This is a genomic window from Microvirga sp. 3-52 (genome assembly GCF_018383585.1).
GTDB lineage: Bacteria > Pseudomonadota > Alphaproteobacteria > Rhizobiales > Beijerinckiaceae > Microvirga.
This window is the reverse complement of sequence record NZ_JAHAMK010000022.1, coordinates 67,742-85,659: the sequence shown is the minus strand read 5'-3', so window position 1 is coordinate 85,659 and position 17,918 is coordinate 67,742. Positions and strand designations below refer to the sequence as shown.

Here is a 17,918-nt window from a genome sequence, read left to right as displayed (position 1 = left end):
ATCCGTGAGATTGCTTGCATAGCGCAGTTCATCTCGCCGATACTGTCGGCGAGTGGCCTCGGTCCAAACCATCTTGACCTCCATCGAATCTTCGCAAATCCGACGGAATCACAGGGGCTTGAGGCCACCCAACCTTTTTCAGTCAGCCTCTTAGACCCGAAAGAAGCTTTTCGGTATCTCCAGACTCCAAGTGATAAATGTCACGGAGCGCGTGTAGCAGGAAGTGTTCGATACACCGATCATAGTTGAACGTTATTATTGAAATATTATCGAATATACCTCCGACGTCATCGACGGAAACTCCGGTGTGGAGAATTTGCACAAACCGATGAAACCATGTCTTTTTCACCTTCTCGACATCGAAAGTTGCATGGCGCTTGTCGGGATTTACGTAAAGGCTGCTATCCCGCTCCGCCTTCAAAATATTTGAGGCAATAGCCAGCTTCCCGCAGAACTCGATACGATAATCGTCTTTGTGAATGTCGATAAAGTTGTCAATCGACATAGCATAGTTGAGGCCCTTCGATATTCTCTCTGCTGCGAACACGTGGGCTTTCAGATTGATCGCGTATTCATGTCGATTGTCGCTATAGGTGTGACGCTGAATGATCTCGAACAATGCCTTATCTCCCCGGGTAGGCCGAGAGAATTCATCAAGATCGAATTTCAGCTGCGGCGCCATGCCTTCGATCAACTTGGCTCCAGTCGGGAGCCCAATTTCCGCACTCGCGCCTGCACCGACGATAAAGACTGTCTTGGATTTGAACATTTGGGTTAGTTAGCCTTTGGCACTCTGGTCTCGTTCCTGGCTATCGGGCCTGTCATCGCTCACCGGACGTGGGATTTCGATGCCGGTTCGGCACAAGCCTGAACGGAAGGAGATAGCCCCTCAAAGTGGAATCACCTTCCTCAAACCCTTGTGGCGCCTGGGTTTGAGGGCGGTTTCAGTGATTCAGTCAGCCCGGTGTTCCCAGGCGCGGCGGGCGAGGTTGCTCGTCACGCCGAGGGAGAGCGTGCCGTTCCGCCGGTTCGTCATGACATAGACCCAGCCGCCGTTTTGCATGAACTGATGATACTCAGCTGCGTTCATTGCTCCATCGTCATGCCCGCGCTTGTCGCAGGTATCCACGCCTTTTTCTGCGCGGCGGGGTCCAAGACGTGGATGGCCGGATCAAGTCCGGCCATGACGCATCGGCAGGGGTCATGACCATGAAGCGCAGGGGCCGCGTCCGCTCGCACAACTTATAGGAATATTGTAGCGAATCGCTATCTGTGATTGCATTATTCTGCGGATGCCGGAAAGGCATCACTCGGGGGGCTTAAACACATGAAAGCACTGCTTGCCGTTCTTCTGACGGCGCTTCTCGCCACCTCCGCACTCGCCCATGGGGGCGGGCTCGACAGGAATGGCTGTCACACCGATCGTAAGACCGGCGAACGCCACTGCCACCGCTAAGAAACCGGAAGAGGCATCTCCCCGTCATGGCCGGGCTTGTGCCGGCCATCCCGATGCGGTGAAGCGCGGCGCCTCTCCGATCGGGATCACCGGCACGAGGCTGGTGATGACGTGGAGAGTGTTGCGCCGGTGAAATGCTATGTTCTCACTTTGTTCTTGACAGCGTTGCTTGGCTGAGCTATATCATTGCACAGATCGGTTCCTGCGAGGGGCGCGCTCGCGAGGCGTCGCAGTGACGGGAGCCGGCACGGTCCTGCGGCAGGTCTCGCAATCCTGCTGGCGGGAGGCCCTTGGCAGCCCTGTGCTGGTCCAAGTCTAAACGCCTAAAAGTACCGTGCGCGAGGTGCCGTCCGGCTCTTCCATCAAACCATAGCCATCGAGCCGGGCCGCCACTCGCGCCACCCTCGATCACCATCCGGCTCGGAGCCCCACGGCTCCGGGCCACACGGTGCTGGCTCCAAGCGACAGGCTCTTTGACACGACACATCAGCCACCCTCCGGCCGCCGGAACACCCCCTGCACCACCTGCCCTCGCCCGACGAGTTCGGGCGGCGGGTTCTCCCAATCCACCGCCTCGGGCTTGCGCCCGTGCCAGTAGACCATCCAGCGGCCCTCCCCGTCCTGATACACGCCGTAGACCAGGTGGCCGCGCCACTCGCGGTGGCCGCGCCACGCGCCGTGGCCGTGCTCGCGGCGCGAGAGGCGGACGAGATCGCCGATGCCGCGCATCACGAGCCACGTGATCCCGAGCAGGGTCAGCGGCACGCTGACGAGCCACAATGCTTGAACGGGTTCGGGCCAGGCGTGGAACTTCGAGAGCCAATCGGCGAAAGGCGAATACGGCTGGTCCATCGCGGCAACTCCCTTGGTCGAGACGGCCACCAGGAGCCCTGGTGGCCGGGGAGTTCAGAAGTCGTCAGGGACGACCGCGCTGCCCTTTCGGCTTTCGCCTTGGACATGCGACAGCGCCTCCCCGGCCATAGGCTGGGAAGGCATCGTTGCGGCGGATGCTTGCGCCGCCCTGACGGGGTTCTGACGCCCCGGAACCGGGTGCGCCTGGCTCCGGCACTGAGATAACATGCAAAGGTGGTGGAGGGTCAATGGCCCGAAGCGCCTGTCGCGTCCGCCCCGACCGGTCCGGTCTCCTCACGCATGAACCTCCGCGTCATGGCCGGGCGGGTCATGGCCACCCACGTCTTGGGAACCGCTGCGCCGTGAAGGCGTGGATGGCCGCAAACCAAGTGCGGCCATGCCGAGTGCCAAGCGAAGTGAGACTGGGAGACCGCGTGGACGTCAGCGACTTTGGCGCATGGCAAGCCATGGTCGGCGAAGGCCCGAGCTTGCCAATCGAGCCGTGTGACGGCAGTCTTAAGCTCAGCAAGACGTTCAGCGGGTGCATGCTGGACTATTTTTCGGGCAATAGGACATGGGGAACGGCCAAATCATGATCATAGACGGTGGGAATGCTGATGCTGGAAACACAGACGAGGCAGCTTTGCGCGGGCATCGGACGGGGCTTCTCAGCCGCCGGTCGTTTCTGGCCGGCTCGGCCGCCGGCATCGGCGCGCTGGGGCTGGCCGGCTGCGCGACATCCGACGGCATGAGCCTCGCCGAGGCGGCGAAGGTCTACGGGCCGGTGCCCGATGAGAAATTCCCGATCCCGGCGGTCGATGTGAGCAAGGTCGATCCGAAATATTTCCGCCGGACCGTTCGCTACGACACCAAAGAGGCGCCCGGGACGATCATCGTCGACCCCGGCAATTACTACGTTTACCGCATCGAGGACGACGGAAACGCCACCCGCTACGGGGCCAATGTGGGCCGCGACGGGTTCCGGTGGAACGGGGACGCCTATGTCGGGCGCAAGAGCGAATGGGCGACCTGGACTCCCCCTAGGGAGATGATCAAGCGCCAGCCCGAGGCGGCCAAATGGGCCCGCGGCATGCCGGGCGGCCTCGACAACCCGCTCGGCGCCCGCACGCTTCATCTCTATCAGAACGGCGCCTACACGCTCTACACGATCTACGCCAGCCTCGACGCGGAATCGATCGGCAACGGCATCACGAGCGGCTGCATCGGCCTGCTCACGCAGGACATGATGCACCTGTACGACAGAACGCCGGTCAAGACGAAGGTGGTCGTCCTGCCGGCCTAGCAACGGCGCCAGCCCCCGGTCCAGGCGCTGCCGGTGCGGGCAGCGCCTGCCGATCCATCGCCATCTGCCGGATCGAAGGCCTCCTTCGGGTCAAGGAGCAACGGACGGCAAACGTAATGAAGGTTCGCTCTCCGCCTCATGAGCAGGCCAGCGCATCTCTTCGGTTTCGTGAGGCCGCTTATGGAACGAGCCTCGTCACATTCCTTGGCAGCGAGTAGGATCGGCTCTGGGTAATCCGGCGTGAGGGTGATCCGATGAGGAGACGAGACCTCCTGCTCAGTGCGCTTGCCGTGCCGCTGCTCCCTACTCCGCTCCTTGCGCAGACGCCGGAGAAGGTCTGGCGGGTCGGCCTGCTGACCCCCAACCAAGCCCCCGCACGCCTCTTTCGTCAGTTGAACCTCCCTGAACTGGCGAGGCTCGGGTTCGTGGAAGGACGCAATCTCAGCGTTCAGGTCTTCTCCGCGGACGATGCCTACGAGCGCCTTCCCGCTCTGGCTGTCGACCTCGTCGCGACGAAGCCTGATGTCATCGTTGCCGTTGCGCCGACTGCCATCAAAGCCGCTCGGGCAGCCACCAGCACCATTCCCATCGTGATGGCCTATGCAGGCGAGAACCCGGTCGCAGCAGGATGGGCGCAAAGTTACACCCGCCCCGGCGGCAACATCACGGGTGTCGTCCTCCTCAACCCGGAACTGGAAGGCAAGCGCCTGCACCTCCTGCACGAGACCTTCCCCACGAGGCGGCGGATTGCGGTGCTCTTCCATAGCCGCTCCCGGAACACCCCCACGGATCAGGCGGTCCAAACTGTCGCGCAGAAGGCCGGGATCGAAATTCAGAGCTTCTACACGTCAGGGCCAGAGGAGTACGAGGCAACCTTCCATGCGATCCGCTCATCCGGTGCGGACGCTCTGCAGATCGCAGGTGGGCCGATCTTCGCGAACGACGCCCCTCGTCTGGCTGAACTGGCCTTGAAAGCCGGGGTGCCGACCATCTGCGAGTGGCGTGACATGGCGAGGAACGGCTGTCTGATCGGCTATGGACCGGATCGAGCCGCTCTCCAGAGGCGTGTCGCCGACTTCGTCGCCCGTCTTCTGCGTGGCGCGTCAGCGAGTGAGATGCCGATCGAGGATCCAACCAAGTTCGAACTCGCCGTCAACCTCAGGACTGCCAGGTCTCTGGCCATCGACGTTCCAACGACGCTCCTCGTGCAGGCCGATGAGGTGATCGAGTAGAACCGCCGGAGCTTCCTGCACGGGGGGACGTTCAGCCTCCTTCTGGCATGTGCCGACTGGTGATCAGTCCCTCATGGTCATCGCGACGGGCATCATTGCTTTCGCTGGGTCAGCCCGACCTCATGAGAAGCTGAGATCGACGGGCCGTTCACCGCCCAGCTCCCGCAACGTCTCTGCGTTGGGGCAGTACCCGCGGTAGGTCAGGGATGCCTGTCCACGGTCGAGATCCCGTCGGCAACGGGCAGAGACCGCACATTCCGAGCAGGTCACGCTCATGTCGCGCACAAGCGCTGCCCGTTCGCGCCTGATCCGTGCAAGGTCGAGGGAGAGTGCCTGCATCAGCCGCGGTAGCTCCGCGCCTGCCTGCGGCCCACGGGCCACGAGGCGGACCACCACGTCCTCCGGAACCCCGATGTCACGCGCCAACGCCTCCCTCTGGTCCGGAGCGAGGGCCTCAAGCTCGTGCGACCGCGCCCAGATCGACTGCCATTGTCGGATTGTCGCCACCAGACCCATGATCGCCTCCATGTTTCCAGGCGAGAATGCCGGACGTCGCGGGTCCGAACGTTGATCCAGCGCAAGTCCGGTACGCTTTCCATGATCTCAGGCTGTCACCCGCGGACGGGTGAACACGGTCCAGTACGCCAGGGCGAAGCCTACGAACGCTCCGGCCCATGCGCCGCCCGCAACGAGCAGCAGCGTGTCGCTCCAGGCCGGATGGATCGCGGCGCAGACCCGGGCGAGCGCCGCCGCAACGAGCAGCAGGTAAATCCCCTGCATCGCCGTCGTCGCCTCCAGCGCCCTCCCCGTGTGACCGAGGCCGGCCCGGGACATCACCGCCAGGGTCATGATGCCCATGGCACCGCCCGTCCAGGCATGGATGCCGGCGCTCGCCGGCAGAAGCCCAAGGGCTGCCACGCCGACCAGGACGAAGCCGAGCGGCACGAAGGCGTAGGCCACATGCAGGATCAGGACGAGGCGGTCCCGCCAGGTGCGCTCGCCGGCCCAACGAGCCAGCCGAGCCGCCTGAAGCACGCCTGCGGCGATCAGGGCCGCGCCGGTCACGCTCCATTCGGGAGCGGCCGTCCACATCACGAGGGCTGCGCCGGCGGCAACCATGGAGACGACGTCGAAGCGCCCGAACGAGGCCGGCAGGCGGCCGGGGTTTTCCCGCACGAGCCAGTTGCGGGTAAAGCTCGGGATGATGCGGCCGCCGACCAGCATGATCAGCATCATGGTGGCGGCGATCCCGAGGCGGATGCCGTAGTCGGCGGCGCCGAGGAGATGCGCTTCGACGTGGAAGACGATGTTGCCGACGGTGAGCACACCGAGCGCGATCAGGACCTTGAGGTTGCGCCAGTTCTTCCCTCTGATGATCTCCCGCCCCATGACGGCCGCCACGAGCACCAGGAACGCGTTGTCGATCACCGCCGCAGCCTCCCAGCCGATCCAGGCCGAGATGGTGACGGCAACGCGGCCCATCGCCCAGGCCAGCACGAGAACCAGAAGCGGCCGGCCCTGGAGCGGCATCTGCCCGGTCCAGTTCGGAACGGCGGTCAGAAGGAAGCCGGTGATCACCGCCGGGAGATAGCCGTAGAGCATCTCATGGATGTGCCAGTCGCGCGGGGCGAAGGCCGTCGACAGCTCCAGTTCGCCGTAGAACACCGGCAGCCAGGCCAGGATCGCGAGGCCGGCATAGAGCGATCCGAAGAGGAAGAACGGCCGGAAACCGTAGGAGAAAAGCGCGGGTCCCCTGTAGTCCCGCAGGCGGGGAATGGGAGCCATCACCGATCTCCTTTCAAGCTCTCGCAGCCGATCGCTGCTTGTACCGCGCGAAGACATTGGCGCCGCCGCGACGATGCTGCCGCGGCGGCGCATGGGTCATACGTGAGTGCTACTTGGCGGCGGTCTGGGTCGCCACGAGCTTGTCGAACAGGTTGGTGAAGGCCTGCTTGGCCTTGCCCGGATGCTTGGCTTCCTTGGCCTGGTCCAGGTTGGCCGCATCCCCGACCACGATCATGCCCACCATGCCCATGCCGTAGTGAGGCTTGCACTTGTAGCCGTACACGCCGGGCTTGTCGAAGGTGACGGCGAGTTCCTCGTTGACCTTGCCGACGAACTTCTGCCCGCCGTCCGGCAGCATGCCGTCGACGGTCTCGACGTTGTGGCCCTTGTCCGAGGCCACGAACTTCACGGTATCGCCCGGATTGATCTTCACCAGCGCCGGCTCGAACACCATGACGCCTTCGGTGCCCTTGTTGAGCATCTTCACCTCGACCTCGGCGGCGCTGGCCGCACCTGCGAAGCCGAGGGCCGCCACGAGAGCGCCGAGTACCATGACCTTCCGCATGATTGTCTCCTGTTGAAATGCGAAACCCTGAGCCTCTGTCCGAAGCTCTTGGGATGGTGATACGCCCCGTCGATCCGACCGTACTTGATCTTGCGCAAAGAGTTGGCGCTTTTGCGCAGAACGCCACGGGGAACGAGGTCGCCGTTTGCGCCAAGGCAAGCAGGACGGTATAAGGACGTCCTGCGGACCCGCCGGTCGTCAGCCGGTCCGTCCGAACGGAACATGACGCTCGACCGTTGTCCCGGCGCGAACCGTTTCAGCACAAAGCTGGTGGATGGCCAGCGTCGATAGATCCCTCGTCGAAGGACTCCCCCTCTTCGCCGGACTTACGCCGGAGCAGGTCGACCGGATGCTCCAGGAGGCGCAGTCGATCCGCTACGCGAAGGGAACGAACGTGTTCCAGCATGACGAGGAGGCCCATTCCTTCTTCATCCTGCTGCACGGGCATCTGCGGGTGTTCAAGCTCACCCCCGATGGCCAGCAGGTGGTGGTCCGGTTCGTCGCGCCGGGCGAGGTGTTCGGCGTCGCCATGGCCATCGGCCGCACGACCTATCCGGCCACGGCGCAGGCGGTCGTGGACAGCATCGCTCTGGTCTGGCCCTCCGCCGCATGGCCCCGCCTCGTGGCGACCCATCCGGGTCTGGCGGTCAACACCCTCCAGACCGTCGGCAGCCGGCTCCAAGACGCGCATACCCGCGTCGTCGAGATGTCGACCGAGCAGGTCGAGCGCCGGATCGCCCATGCCCTGCTCCGCCTCGCCAAGCAATCCGGCCGCAAGGTCGAGGCGGGGGTCCAGATCGACTTCCCGATCACGCGCCAGGACGTCGCGGAGATGACCGGTGCCACGCTGTTCACCGTGAGCCGCGTCCTCAGCGCCTGGGAAAGCCAGGGCCTCGTCGCGGGCGGGCGCCAGCGGATGATGATCCGCGAGCCGCACAAGCTGTTCCTGCTCGCCGAAGGCTTGCCCGACTGAACCGGCGCTGACCGACACCTCGTCGTAGCTGGTCGCCTCAGGCGCAGCCGCGATCTTCGCCACGTTCGACGGCAGCAGCCGCCCTGAGGTCGGCCCGGAAAACCGCGTGATCGACCTTGTGCTCGCGGCAGGCGTCGTCGACCGTGTGGAAGCAGGCGATGGGACAGCCGACGCAGCGCATCCCGTGGTTCAGGAACACGCGGATCGTCGCGGGCCAGCGCCGCATGACATCGTCGACGGACTGGGTGGATTCGATGGTCATGTGGGCCTCCGACGATGGGATCGGGCATCAGGTTTAGGCCGTCTCTCCTCCCCCTCTTTGTCCCCGCACAACGTTGCTCCGAAAGGCTCCGCGGATTTCGGGAGGTCGGCCTCAGCGTGGTCGACCTCGGCCTCGTCTATCGGGCGGCCCGGGGCGACGCCGGCATCGAGGTCGATCTCACGCTGACGACCAGGGCATGCCCGCTCGGCGGGATGATCGTGGAGGACGCGCGCGAGCGCCTGTCGCGTCGCTTCCAGGACGTGCGAGCGGTGGGCCCCGCTTGCATGCGGCATGGCGCGACACCTCCGTGTCTTGGACAGCGCACAAGGCCCGGCTGCAGCACTAGCTCCGCAGGCGGCGCAACGCGTCCCGCGTATCAATATCCTGGAGAATGGATTGGCTGTCGACGGGCCATTCCACCACCCCAGGGTGATCGCGCAGGATACGGCCGGCTCCCGCGTCGCCTGAAAGTTGATTGATAGACGCTTCCAGTGTTCGTGACAGCACGACCGGATTGCCTCTCCGCCCGTCGAGAATCGGAATCAGGGCCGCGGGTCGTCCGGCGCCTCGCCAGGCCGATAGCAGCTCATCGATCAGATCGGCCGTGATGAACGGCATGTCGCCTAAGAGAACAATAACCGCCTTCGCTTCAAGCGGCAGCGCAGCGAAGCCTGCTTTCAGGGAGCTTGAGAGCCCTTCGGCAAAGCGGCTGTTGCGGACGATCTGGATTGGAAGAGCATTGATAGAAGCTTCCACATCATCCGCTATGTGACCCGTCACGGCGATGACCGGCTTCGCCGAGGAATGGACGGCGGCCTCGGCCACGTGCCGGACCAAGGGCTTCCCGTCAAGAGGTGCCAGCAGCTTCGGCTCAGAACCGAATCTTGCTCCCCGTCCTGCAGCCAGGACGATTGCGGTCACCTCGCTCATCCCTCCGTTGCCTTGCGCGCTTGCCGACGATCCTGTCGCAGGAGAGAGATGATCTCAGCCAGGATGGAGATGGCGATTTCGCCGGGAGAGACAGCCCCGATGTTGAGGCCGACCGGCCCATGGATGCGTACGAGGTCATCCTCGCCGAAGCCTGTCGCGCGCAGGCGCTCCAACCGCTGCGCATGCGATTTCCGGGATCCGAGCGCACCGATGTAGAAGCAGTCGGACCTGAGAGCCTCCGCCAAAGCGCGATCATCGATTTTCGGATCATGCGTGAGCGTGAGAACGGCCGTGTTCCGGTCAAGACGAATGCGCCGCATCACTTCGTCGGGCCATTCGGCCAGGAGGGCCACACCGGGAAAGCGCTCGGGCGAGGCGAAGGCGGTGCGCGGATCAATGATCGTGACCATGAGATCCAATCCCGCCGCCATGGGTGCAAGCGCCTGACTGACGTGAACGGCTCCAATGACCAGCAGCTTCACGGGTGGAACATGCACATCCAGGAAGAATTGTTTGTCGCCCTCCTCGATCAGGCCGCTCGTGCGCAGGGTGAGGTGCTCCTGAAGGCGATGTCTCAAGGGATCCGCCGGAATGTCCTTCTCGCGCACGAGACGCTGCTGCCCTGACGCAATCTCCGTAATCAGAACGGTTGCGCGGCGGGCGGCGCACTCTTCATTGAGAGCAGCGAGAAGGTCGAGCTTCATGCGAGCGCTTGACCTGAACCAGGACGGCCGGCGAGGTGATCGGAGCCATCCTCCACCCGCTCCAGGTAGATACGGATGCGTCCGCCGCAGGTGAGGCCGACCTGCCAGGCGGTCTCATTGGCAACCCCGAATTCGAGCATCCGGGGCCGTCCGTCCGCGATCACGTCCATGGCTTCCATGATGACGGCGCCTTCGACGCAGCCGCCGGAGACGGAGCCTAGGAAGTTGGCCGCCTCATCGATAACGAGATGGCTCCCGACAGGACGAGGTGCCGATCCCCAGGTCTCGACGACCGTCGCGACCGCCACGCCCTTGCCGGCGCGCTTCCAGGCCTCGGCCTCCTTCAGGATGTCCGCATCGCTCGTGATCATTCCAGTTCCAAGTAGATCGCCGTGCCCCAATGGCAATGCAGTGTTCGTTATACCGGGCGCGGTTCAGCCTACCCAAGCAGCTTGTCGACGGTGATCGGGTATTCGCGGACGCGCTTGCCCGTGGCGTGAAAGACGGCGTTGCCGATGGCCGCCGCCGTTCCGACCACGCCGATCTCGCCCAGGCCCTTGATCCCCAAAGGATTGAGCAGCTGCTCGTGCTCGGACACGAAGATCACGTCGATGTCGTAGACGTCCGCATTCACCGGCACATGGTACTCGGCCAGATTGTGGTTCATGAAGCGCCCGAGATTGTGGTCGAGCATGGACTCCTCCTCAAGCGCCATGCCGATCCCGAACACGACGCCGCCCAAGATCTGGCTGCGCGCCGTCTTCGGATTCAGAATGGTGCCGGCCGCCACTGCATTGACCACCCGCGTCACCCGCACGCGGCCCAATTCTTCATCGACCTTCACGTCCACGAAGACGGCCGAATGCGAGTAGCCGGAATGACGCATGCTCGTCAGCATGCCGGGACTGGCCTTTTCCTCCGCCTCGACCCGCTCGACGCCGGCCGCCTGCATGGCTTCGGCAAAGATGACGCCGACATTCGGTTCGTTCATCAGACAAATTCGCCCATCGACAAACATCACCTGTTCGATGCTGGCATTGGCCAGCGGCGATTCCTCCATCTGCCGGGCATACTTGAAAAGCTGCTCCCGGACCGAAAGGCAGGCGTTCTGCACGGCGGAACCGGCGGAGGCCGCCGTCCACGACCCGCCCTGAACGGGAGATTTCGGCAGGCTCGAGTCGCCGATCTTCGTGGTCACCGCCTCCATGGGGAGTCCGAGGGTTTCCGCTGCAATCTGGGTCAGGATCGTGTAGGTGCCGGTGCCGATATCCGTGGTGGCGGACGTGATCTCGAGGTTGCCGTCCCGGGTCAGGACCGCCCGCGCGGCGGTCTTCTGCATGATGGCTTCCCACACGCCGGTCGCCATGCCCCAGCCGACGAGTTCCCGCCCGTCGCGCATGGAACGGGGCTCAGGGTTGCGCTTGGCCCAGCCGAAGCGCTCGGCCCCGAGCTGGTAGCAGGCGCGGAGTTCCTTGCTGGTGAAGGTTTTCTTGTCCGCCTCATCCGTCTCGGCATAATTCCTGAGCCGCAGCTCGACAGGATCGATTCCTGCCGCATAGGCGAGCTCATCCATGGCCGTCTCGATGGCCGTGACGCCGAGTGCGGCACCGGGAGCGCGCATATCGATGGGTGTATAGGTATCAACCTGCGCCAGCTGATACGTGAGTTTCACATTATCGCAGTGGTAGAGAAGGTTAGACCAGTTCACGACAACCTCCTGATAATCCTCGAAAGTGGAGGTCGTCTGGATGGCATCATGCATGAGGGACACGAGCTTCCCGTCCGGATTCGCACCCAGCGAGATCGTCTGGATCGTCAGGGGCCTGTAGCCGAAGGTGAACATCTGGTCGCGGGTCAGCACCACGCGAACCGAGCGCTTGAGTTCAAGCGCCGCCATGACGGCGAGGAACAGCTGGTATTGCGGACGCGGGCCCGACCCGAAGGCTCCACCGATGTAGGGCGACGCGACCCGCACTTGGCTGCTCGACAGCCCGAAGACGCTCGACACATAGCTCTGGCTGTTCTGCGCCCCTTGGGTCTTGTCGTGGATGGTGAGTGTGCCGTCCTGCTCGTAGATAACCGTCGAGGCATGGGTCTCCATCGGATTGTGGTGCTCGATGGCAACGCGATATTCGGCATGGACCTTAACCGGCGCCTGCGCGAGGGCACCTTCGGCATCGCCGCGCGGGCTCGGAGGCGGCTTGACGTTCGAGCGCTTCTTCGGCGGCACATAGGCTTCGCTCCGCCTGAGGTCGAGATCGGTCATGTGAGCGTCGGTCTCGTACTCGATGCGCACAAGAGAGGCCGCATGGGCGGCGAGCTCGAACTCCTCGGCCACGACCAGCGCGACGGGCTGGCCGCCGTAGACGATCCCCTCATCGTAGAGCGGACGGAAGGGCGATCCGGGAGGGGCGGTCTCATCGCGGAAGTTGCGATCGAACCAGGCTGTCCGAGAGCGGTTCTCGTGCGTGAAGACCTGCAGCACGCCCGGCACCGCGAGCGCCGCCGAAGTGTCGATGGACTTGATCCGGCCCTTGGCAATGGCGCTTGAGACGACAATGCCATAGGCGAGGTCCGGGGCATCGAACTCCGCCGCGTATTTCGCCTCGCCCGTGACCTTGGCGCGCCCGTCGACGCGGTTCTGAGGCGTGCCGATGTAAGCGTTTGCGGGCTGCATGGGCACGCTCCTCATTGAATCCGCTTGTCGGTCTGGGACTGGGGTGTTCCGGCGGCAGCCTGGGACAGGGCCCGGATGATCGCCCGCTTGGCCAGATCGATCTTGAAGGCATTGTCCTCATAGCCCTTGGCATCCTTGAGGATGTGGCTGGCGACAGCAGCAAACCGGTCTTCCGCAGCAGGTTGCCCCCGCAGCATGGCTTCCCCCTCCGGATCGCGCCACGGCTTATGCGCGACGCCGCCGAGAGCGAGCCTGGCGTCCGCGATGGTGTCTCCATCCATCTGCAGAGCGACGGCGACGGAGACGAGCGCAAAGGCGTAGGAGAGACGGTCCCGCAGCTTGAGATAGGTGTAGTGCCGCCCGTAATCCGTCGGCGGCAGCTCCACGGCCGTGATGATCTCCCCATGCCGCAGGGTGGTGTCGATCTCGGGGTGATCACCCGGCAGCCGGTGAAAGTCGGACAGGGGGATCGCTCGCTCGCCGTCGGGACCCGCCACATGAACGACGGCCTCCAGGGCCGCGAGAGCAACGGCCATGTCGGACGGGTGCGTGGCGATGCAATGCTCGCTCGTGCCCAGGATGGCATGGATCCGGTTGCGCCCGAATGCGGCCGGACAGCCCGTGCCGGGCTCACGCTTGTTGCAGGGCGTTCCCGGGTCATAGAAATAGTAACAGCGGGTGCGCTGCAGGAGATTGCCTCCTGTCGTGGCCGAGTTGCGCAATTGAGGCGAGGCGCCGGCCAGGATCGCGCTGGACAGCAGAGGATACCGGTCCCGGATGCGAGGGTCGGAGGCCGCCTCGTCGTTGGTCACCAGGGCGCCGATCCGCAGACCACCGCCATCCGCTTCTTCGATCCGGTTCAGCGGCAGGCGCGTGATGTCGATGAGCCGTTCGGGCCGCTCCACGTTGTACTTCATCAGGTCGATGAGGTTGGTGCCGCCGGCGATGAAGCGGCTCGTCGGATCGGCGGCCGCTGCACGCACGGCTTCATCGATGCTTGTGGCGCGCAGGTACGAAAAGCGGTTCATCGCCCAGCCTCCCCGTTCGCCCCGATCACCTGCTCGATGGCATCGACGATGTTGGTATAGGCCCCGCAGCGGCAGATGTTGCCGCTCATGAACTCACGGATCTCGTCGCGTGTCTTCGCCCTGCCCTCCTCGATCAAGGCGACGCCGGAGCAGATCTGCCCGGGAGTGCAGTAGCCGCATTGAAAGGCGTCGTGATCGATGAAGGCCTGCTGCAGGGGGTGCAGCGCTCCATCTTTGGCAAGACCTTCGATGGTGGTGACGTTCGATCCATCCTTCATCACGGCGAAGGCCATGCAGGAATTGATCCGCTTGCCGTCGACGATCACCGTGCAGGCCCCGCACTGGCCGTGATCGCAGCCCTTCTTGGTTCCGGTCAGGGCGAGATGATCGCGCAGGAGATCCAGCAGAACGGTCCAGGGTAGCACATCGAGTTGCCGGACCTCGCCATTGACCGTCAGGGTGACGGGAATTCTCTCGGGCAGGGTTGCTGAGCCACTATGGCCTGCACTCATCAGGACCTCCTCGGCGCAATCTGCCCAATGGTCCTGCTGCGGACTGATCAGGCTCAAGCAGAACGGCTGCCGCACCACTTTCCCGGTGGCAGGCCGCCGCGCACGCGATACACGCGATACATAGGCAATAAGCGCTTTCTAACGATCGGGAGCGGCTCAGGTTCCTACGGACGAGGCCGACGCGGCAAGCACGAGCGATGGCATGAGGCCGTCTCAAGAACCGGCAGAGCCCGGTTCCGCTCTCTTGCGGTGCTGCTCGGCCTTGGTCGCTTCCGGGAGGATCTTGTTCAGGGCGCCTTCGATCTTGGTCTTCATGGAGGCTGCAATCACGTGATCCTTCCCGGCCATCAGCGCCTCGAACCCTTAGTCAGCCGACGTCGAGCATGCGCCTCACCTTGGCGGCCAACTCGGCATAGGTGAAGGGCTTCCCGATCAGATTCACGCCAGGGTCTAGGCGGCTTTGGTGAACGATGGCGTTGGATGTGTAGCCTGTCGTGAACAGAACCGGGAGCCCGGGCCTGAGCCGCACCACTTCCTCGGCAATGGCACCGCCGTTCATCCCGCCCCTCAGCACCACATCGGTAAAGAGCAGTTTGATCTCGGAATGCTTCCTGACGATCTCCAGTGCCTCTCGACCGTCTGCCGCCTCAAGAACGCGGTACCCGAGATCACACAGAGCCTCAATGGTATAGGCCCGCAGGCCCGGCTCGTCTTCGACGACCAGGATGGTCTCGCCTGAACCCTGCACGGTGGCGGGGTTCCTCGCCGGTCTCTCGGGTGCCTCCTCGCTGGAACCGATCAGGCGCGGCAGGTAGAGCTTGATCGTCGTGCCCTCCCCCACCTCGCTGTAGATCCTGACATGCCCGTTGGACTGTCGGACGAAGCCGTAGACCTGGCTCAGGCCCAGACCCGTGCCCTTGCCGACCTCTTTCGTGGTGAAGAACGGCTCGAACACCCTGTCCATGGTGACCCGGTCCATGCCTGTGCCCGTATCCGAGACGGCCACAAGCACATACTGCCCCGCCGGGACAGGTTCGATGAGCGCCCCGACATAGGCTTCATCCAAGTGAGCATTGGCCGTCTCAATCGTGAGTTTGCCGCCATCGGGCATGGCATCGCGGGCGTTGACCGCCAGGTTGAGGATGGCGTTCTCCAACTGGTTCGGATCGGCCTGGCTGCGCCAGAGACCGCCCGCGAGAACGGTTTCCAGCATAACCACTTCACCGAGCGTCCGCCGCAGGAGGTCCGACATCCCGGCCACCAGCTTGTTGACGTCGATGGGCTTCGGATCCAGCGGCTGCCGCCGCGAGAAGGCCAGAAGCCGGTGCGTCAGGGTCGCAGCCCGGCGCGTCGCGTCCATGGCGTGATCGGCGGCTCGCCGGAGGCGGTCGGCCTCCTCCGGCAGCCGGCGCTGCATGAGCTCGATGTTGCCGACGATGATGGTGAGCAGGTTGTTGAAGTCATGGGCGATGCCGCCGGTGAGCTGGCCGATCGCCTCCATCTTCTGGGATTGGCGCATCGCCTCCTCGGCCTTCAGGCGCTCGGCGACCTCATGCGCGACCCGCTCCTCCAGGGTCTCGTTCAGGCGCTTGAGCTCCGCGGTGGCCTGCTCGGCCTTTTGGCGCGCGAGGAGCAGCTCCCGTTCGTACTTTCGCCGGTCGGTGGCGTTGAACAGGGTGATGCGGTTGACGACAGGATGCCCGGCGGCGTCCCGCTTCTGGACGGTGTTGGCGAGAACAGGCAGGGAGCGGCCGTCAGTGCAGGTCAGATCGAAGGCGATCTCGTTCACGAAGCCCTGCATCCGCAGCAGCGGCGCAAAATGTGTGTCGTAGAAGATCCTGCCACCAATGCTCAGAAGGTCCTGGAAGCATTTGTGGCCGACAAGGTCCTCCCGCTCCATGCCGATCCAGGTGAGGAAGGTCTGATTGGCTCGGATGATCGTGCCATCCGGCAGGGTCGAGAGATAGCCGCATGGGGCGCTCTCGTAGAGTTCCTCCAGGCTTTCCATCAGCGCCTTCGGGTCAATGCTCACTCTGCCGCCGTGTCGCTGGTAGCCGGATGGCGCAGAAAGGCTTCGATGGCGGCAATCGTCTCCTCGGGCGCACTCAGGTTCGGACAATGGCCTGTTGCCTTCATCAGGACGAACTCGCTGCCTGGAAGGCTCTGATGCATGTAGCGCCCGACGGCCTCAGGAGCGATCGCGTCCTTGGAGCACTGGAGGATGAGGGCCCTTGTCCTCACCATGGACAGGTCGGCCCGGTTGTCGGAGAGGAACGTCACGCGGGCGAAGTGCTTGGCGATCTCCGGGTCGGTGCGGCAGAAGCTGTTGGTGAGCTCCTCGCCGAGTTCCGGCCGGTCCGGGTTGCCCATGATCACCGGAGCCATGGTGCTCGACCAGCCGAGATGGTTGCTGTCGAGGAAGTCGAGCAAGCCCTCGATGTCCTCCGGCTTGAACCCGCCCACGTAATCGCCATCGTTGATATAGCGCGGCGAGGGTCCGATCAGGACGAGGCGGTCGAACCGCTCCGGCTCCTGGATGGCGGCGAGAACGCCGATCATGGCGCTGACAGAGTGGCCGACGAAGATCACATCCGTCAGGTTCAGTTCGCGGCAGATCGCCAGAACGTCGTCTGCGTAGCGATCGAGCGAGGCGTATTGTGTCGGATCGAAGGATCCAGCGTCCGACTGGCCGTGACCGACATGGTCGAAGAGGACGACCTTATAGCGATCCTCGAAAGCCGGCGTGACGAGGCGCCACATGTTCTGATCGCAGCCGTAGCCATGGACGAACAGCATGGGCTGCTCGCCATGGCCCAAAACCTTGACATTGTGTCGGGTCAGAACGGCAGACATGGGCCCTCCGTGCAATTCCAAAGACCGGTTGATCGGGATCGCTTGCCGGGCGACCGATCCCGAGCTTTGCGGTTCAATTGACCCATCTAGGTGGGCCTGATCCTGTTTCAACACACGCGATTGTACCCCAGCCATTCAGGATCAGGCCCGGTGGAATCTGGAAGCTGGGTTCGGCATATGCGATGTCCGGGTTGCTCGCCTGTTCACAATCCCTGAGGAAGCCGGAGCTTGGGTTGAGCAAACCCTGTCAGGCAAGGGTGCGCAAACAGCGCAGAGATGCTCGGCCACGCGAAGGTTCACGAGGCGGAATAGGCTACCAGAGGAACCGACCGGGGCTGTATGGATCAAAGGACACATTGAAGAAGAGGTATCCGACCGCCGAGGCCAGGAGGCCCACGTTCAGAAGGGCGAGCGCGAGCAGGATGATGCGGGTCCTTCTCTCATTCCCGAATAATCTGAATTGAGCGATCTTCAGCGTCTCGCTATGTGCCTGTTCGTCGTAGTGCTCATCTTGCATGGGTTAACCCCCGAGCTCGCCTAGCTTTATCAGCCTCGCGTGTGCGCGAGAAGATCGTCCAGAATTTCCGATAAGCGCATTTACGGCATCGGATAGGTGTCATTCGACCGTATTCGGAAGGTTCCAGCGGCGCTCGGAGAAGTGTGTCAGTAATGAGTCGGCTCAGTGTCAGGGACGGCCCTTCAGCATCACCATGCAGAGGTCTGTTTAGGCGGCCAGTGCAGAGCTTCGACCAAGGCCAGCCTCGTGCCGGAAGCCGCCCTTCCGCT

At 63.7% G+C, this 17,918-nt stretch carries 20 protein-coding genes; 4 read left to right on the top strand and 16 right to left on the bottom strand.

Annotation, left to right across the window (positions count from 1 at the left end):
- Positions 1-142: 142 nt before the first annotated feature.
- Positions 143-769 carry a hypothetical protein gene (locus KHP60_RS16855; RefSeq protein ID WP_213565486.1) on the bottom strand — a complete coding sequence of 209 codons (627 nt, stop codon included), beginning with the start codon at positions 767-769 and terminating at the stop codon, positions 143-145.
- A gap of 183 nt (positions 770-952) precedes the next feature.
- Positions 953-1,090, bottom strand: coding sequence for a hypothetical protein (locus tag KHP60_RS16850; protein ID WP_311925094.1), 138 nt, complete (start codon positions 1,088-1,090; stop codon positions 953-955).
- Positions 1,091-1,327: 237 nt separating this feature from the next.
- Between KHP60_RS16850 and KHP60_RS16845 the strand changes: the two genes are divergently transcribed.
- Positions 1,328-1,456, top strand: a complete 129-nt coding sequence (locus tag KHP60_RS16845) for a YHYH domain-containing protein (RefSeq protein WP_213565485.1) — start codon at positions 1,328-1,330, stop codon at positions 1,454-1,456.
- A 486-nt stretch (positions 1,457-1,942) separates the two neighbouring features.
- Here the strand turns inward: KHP60_RS16845 and KHP60_RS16840 are convergent, their stop codons facing one another.
- A complete protein-coding gene (locus KHP60_RS16840) occupies positions 1,943-2,308 on the bottom strand; it encodes a hypothetical protein (protein WP_213565484.1) in 366 nt (121 codons plus the stop codon).
- A 592-nt stretch (positions 2,309-2,900) separates the two neighbouring features.
- Here KHP60_RS16840 and KHP60_RS16835 point away from each other — a divergent pair.
- Entirely contained in the window at positions 2,901-3,611 is a 711-nt protein-coding gene (locus tag KHP60_RS16835) for a L,D-transpeptidase (RefSeq protein WP_213565483.1), read from the top strand.
- A 254-nt stretch (positions 3,612-3,865) separates the two neighbouring features.
- Positions 3,866-4,843 (top strand): ABC transporter substrate-binding protein, encoded by a 978-nt coding sequence (locus KHP60_RS16830; protein ID WP_213565482.1) that lies wholly within the window; start codon positions 3,866-3,868, stop codon positions 4,841-4,843.
- A 120-nt stretch (positions 4,844-4,963) separates the two neighbouring features.
- On the opposite strand, the gene KHP60_RS16825 is transcribed toward KHP60_RS16830, so the two are convergent.
- The 3 genes from KHP60_RS16825 to KHP60_RS16815 all read right to left on the bottom strand — a co-directional run bounded on the left by KHP60_RS16825 (position 4,964) and on the right by KHP60_RS16815 (position 7,193).
- The gene (locus KHP60_RS16825; protein WP_213565481.1) at positions 4,964-5,359 is read right to left on the bottom strand and encodes a DUF6455 family protein; all 396 of its coding nucleotides are present in this window, start codon (positions 5,357-5,359) and stop codon (positions 4,964-4,966) included.
- Between the two features lie 87 nt (positions 5,360-5,446).
- Positions 5,447-6,628 carry an NnrS family protein gene (locus KHP60_RS16820; protein WP_213565480.1) on the bottom strand — a complete coding sequence of 394 codons (1,182 nt, stop codon included), beginning with the start codon at positions 6,626-6,628 and terminating at the stop codon, positions 5,447-5,449.
- Between the two features lie 109 nt (positions 6,629-6,737).
- The gene (locus tag KHP60_RS16815) at positions 6,738-7,193 is read right to left on the bottom strand and encodes a pseudoazurin (RefSeq protein ID WP_213565479.1); all 456 of its coding nucleotides are present in this window, start codon (positions 7,191-7,193) and stop codon (positions 6,738-6,740) included.
- 274 nt (positions 7,194-7,467) lie between these two features.
- On the opposite strand from KHP60_RS16815, the gene KHP60_RS16810 reads away from it, so the two are divergent.
- Positions 7,468-8,166 carry a Crp/Fnr family transcriptional regulator gene (locus tag KHP60_RS16810; RefSeq protein ID WP_213565478.1) on the top strand — a complete coding sequence of 233 codons (699 nt, stop codon included), beginning with the start codon at positions 7,468-7,470 and terminating at the stop codon, positions 8,164-8,166.
- Between the two features lie 37 nt (positions 8,167-8,203).
- On the opposite strand, the gene KHP60_RS16805 is transcribed toward KHP60_RS16810, so the two are convergent.
- The 10 genes from KHP60_RS16805 to KHP60_RS16760 form a co-directional block, all read right to left on the bottom strand.
- On the bottom strand, positions 8,204-8,428 hold the full coding sequence (locus KHP60_RS16805) for a DUF1858 domain-containing protein (protein WP_213565477.1): 225 nt from the start codon (positions 8,426-8,428) through the stop codon (positions 8,204-8,206).
- Between the two features lie 342 nt (positions 8,429-8,770).
- Entirely contained in the window at positions 8,771-9,358 is a 588-nt protein-coding gene (locus KHP60_RS16795; protein ID WP_213565476.1) for an NTP transferase domain-containing protein, read from the bottom strand.
- Complete coding sequence (locus KHP60_RS16790; RefSeq protein ID WP_213565475.1) at positions 9,355-10,062, bottom strand: XdhC family protein; 708 nt, start codon at positions 10,060-10,062, stop codon at positions 9,355-9,357. The genes KHP60_RS16795 and KHP60_RS16790 overlap by 4 nt, the downstream gene beginning before the upstream one ends.
- Complete coding sequence (locus KHP60_RS16785) at positions 10,059-10,433, bottom strand: XdhC family protein (RefSeq protein WP_213565474.1); 375 nt, start codon at positions 10,431-10,433, stop codon at positions 10,059-10,061. Before KHP60_RS16785 ends, KHP60_RS16790 begins: the two co-directional genes overlap by 4 nt.
- A gap of 68 nt (positions 10,434-10,501) precedes the next feature.
- A complete protein-coding gene (locus tag KHP60_RS16780; protein WP_213565473.1) occupies positions 10,502-12,739 on the bottom strand; it encodes a xanthine dehydrogenase family protein molybdopterin-binding subunit in 2,238 nt (745 codons plus the stop codon).
- An 11-nt stretch (positions 12,740-12,750) separates the two neighbouring features.
- A complete protein-coding gene (locus tag KHP60_RS16775) occupies positions 12,751-13,767 on the bottom strand; it encodes a xanthine dehydrogenase family protein subunit M (RefSeq protein ID WP_213565472.1) in 1,017 nt (338 codons plus the stop codon).
- Entirely contained in the window at positions 13,764-14,279 is a 516-nt protein-coding gene (locus KHP60_RS16770) for a (2Fe-2S)-binding protein (RefSeq protein ID WP_213565471.1), read from the bottom strand. Before KHP60_RS16770 ends, KHP60_RS16775 begins: the two co-directional genes overlap by 4 nt.
- Before the next feature lie 213 nt (positions 14,280-14,492).
- A complete protein-coding gene (locus KHP60_RS25525; RefSeq protein ID WP_283770718.1) occupies positions 14,493-14,627 on the bottom strand; it encodes a hypothetical protein in 135 nt (44 codons plus the stop codon).
- A gap of 19 nt (positions 14,628-14,646) precedes the next feature.
- On the bottom strand, positions 14,647-16,311 hold the full coding sequence (locus KHP60_RS16765; RefSeq protein WP_213565470.1) for a PAS domain-containing hybrid sensor histidine kinase/response regulator: 1,665 nt from the start codon (positions 16,309-16,311) through the stop codon (positions 14,647-14,649).
- Entirely contained in the window at positions 16,308-17,132 is an 825-nt protein-coding gene (locus tag KHP60_RS16760; RefSeq protein WP_213565469.1) for an alpha/beta fold hydrolase, read from the bottom strand. The genes KHP60_RS16765 and KHP60_RS16760 overlap by 4 nt, the downstream gene beginning before the upstream one ends.
- Positions 17,133-17,918: the final 786 nt, after the last annotated feature.

What these genes read in the sequence shown, in the direction of transcription:
- KHP60_RS16790 (WP_213565475.1), bottom strand. Translation starts at nt 10,062, where the DNA reads ATGAAGCTCGACCTTCTCGCTGCTCTCAATGAAGAGTGCGCCGCCCGC.
- KHP60_RS16840 (WP_213565484.1), bottom strand. Translation starts at nt 2,308, where the DNA reads ATGGACCAGCCGTATTCGCCTTTCGCCGATTGGCTCTCGAAGTTCCAC.
- KHP60_RS16775 (WP_213565472.1), bottom strand. Translation starts at nt 13,767, where the DNA reads ATGAACCGCTTTTCGTACCTGCGCGCCACAAGCATCGATGAAGCCGTG.
- KHP60_RS16760 (WP_213565469.1), bottom strand. Translation starts at nt 17,132, where the DNA reads ATGTCTGCCGTTCTGACCCGACACAATGTCAAGGTTTTGGGCCATGGC.
- KHP60_RS16820 (WP_213565480.1), bottom strand. Translation starts at nt 6,628, where the DNA reads ATGGCTCCCATTCCCCGCCTGCGGGACTACAGGGGACCCGCGCTTTTC.
- KHP60_RS16850 (WP_311925094.1), bottom strand. Translation starts at nt 1,090, where the DNA reads ATGAACGCAGCTGAGTATCATCAGTTCATGCAAAACGGCGGCTGGGTC.
- KHP60_RS16825 (WP_213565481.1), bottom strand. Translation starts at nt 5,359, where the DNA reads ATGGGTCTGGTGGCGACAATCCGACAATGGCAGTCGATCTGGGCGCGG.
- KHP60_RS16830 (WP_213565482.1), top strand. Translation starts at nt 3,866, where the DNA reads ATGAGGAGACGAGACCTCCTGCTCAGTGCGCTTGCCGTGCCGCTGCTC.
- KHP60_RS16780 (WP_213565473.1), bottom strand. Translation starts at nt 12,739, where the DNA reads ATGCAGCCCGCAAACGCTTACATCGGCACGCCTCAGAACCGCGTCGAC.
- KHP60_RS16835 (WP_213565483.1), top strand. Translation starts at nt 2,901, where the DNA reads ATGATCATAGACGGTGGGAATGCTGATGCTGGAAACACAGACGAGGCA.
- KHP60_RS16805 (WP_213565477.1), bottom strand. Translation starts at nt 8,428, where the DNA reads ATGACCATCGAATCCACCCAGTCCGTCGACGATGTCATGCGGCGCTGG.
- KHP60_RS16810 (WP_213565478.1), top strand. Translation starts at nt 7,468, where the DNA reads ATGGCCAGCGTCGATAGATCCCTCGTCGAAGGACTCCCCCTCTTCGCC.
- KHP60_RS16815 (WP_213565479.1), bottom strand. Translation starts at nt 7,193, where the DNA reads ATGCGGAAGGTCATGGTACTCGGCGCTCTCGTGGCGGCCCTCGGCTTC.
- KHP60_RS16855 (WP_213565486.1), bottom strand. Translation starts at nt 769, where the DNA reads ATGTTCAAATCCAAGACAGTCTTTATCGTCGGTGCAGGCGCGAGTGCG.
- KHP60_RS16785 (WP_213565474.1), bottom strand. Translation starts at nt 10,433, where the DNA reads ATGATCACGAGCGATGCGGACATCCTGAAGGAGGCCGAGGCCTGGAAG.
- KHP60_RS16770 (WP_213565471.1), bottom strand. Translation starts at nt 14,279, where the DNA reads ATGAGTGCAGGCCATAGTGGCTCAGCAACCCTGCCCGAGAGAATTCCC.
- KHP60_RS25525 (WP_283770718.1), bottom strand. Translation starts at nt 14,627, where the DNA reads ATGGCCGGGAAGGATCACGTGATTGCAGCCTCCATGAAGACCAAGATC.
- KHP60_RS16845 (WP_213565485.1), top strand. Translation starts at nt 1,328, where the DNA reads ATGAAAGCACTGCTTGCCGTTCTTCTGACGGCGCTTCTCGCCACCTCC.
- KHP60_RS16795 (WP_213565476.1), bottom strand. Translation starts at nt 9,358, where the DNA reads ATGAGCGAGGTGACCGCAATCGTCCTGGCTGCAGGACGGGGAGCAAGA.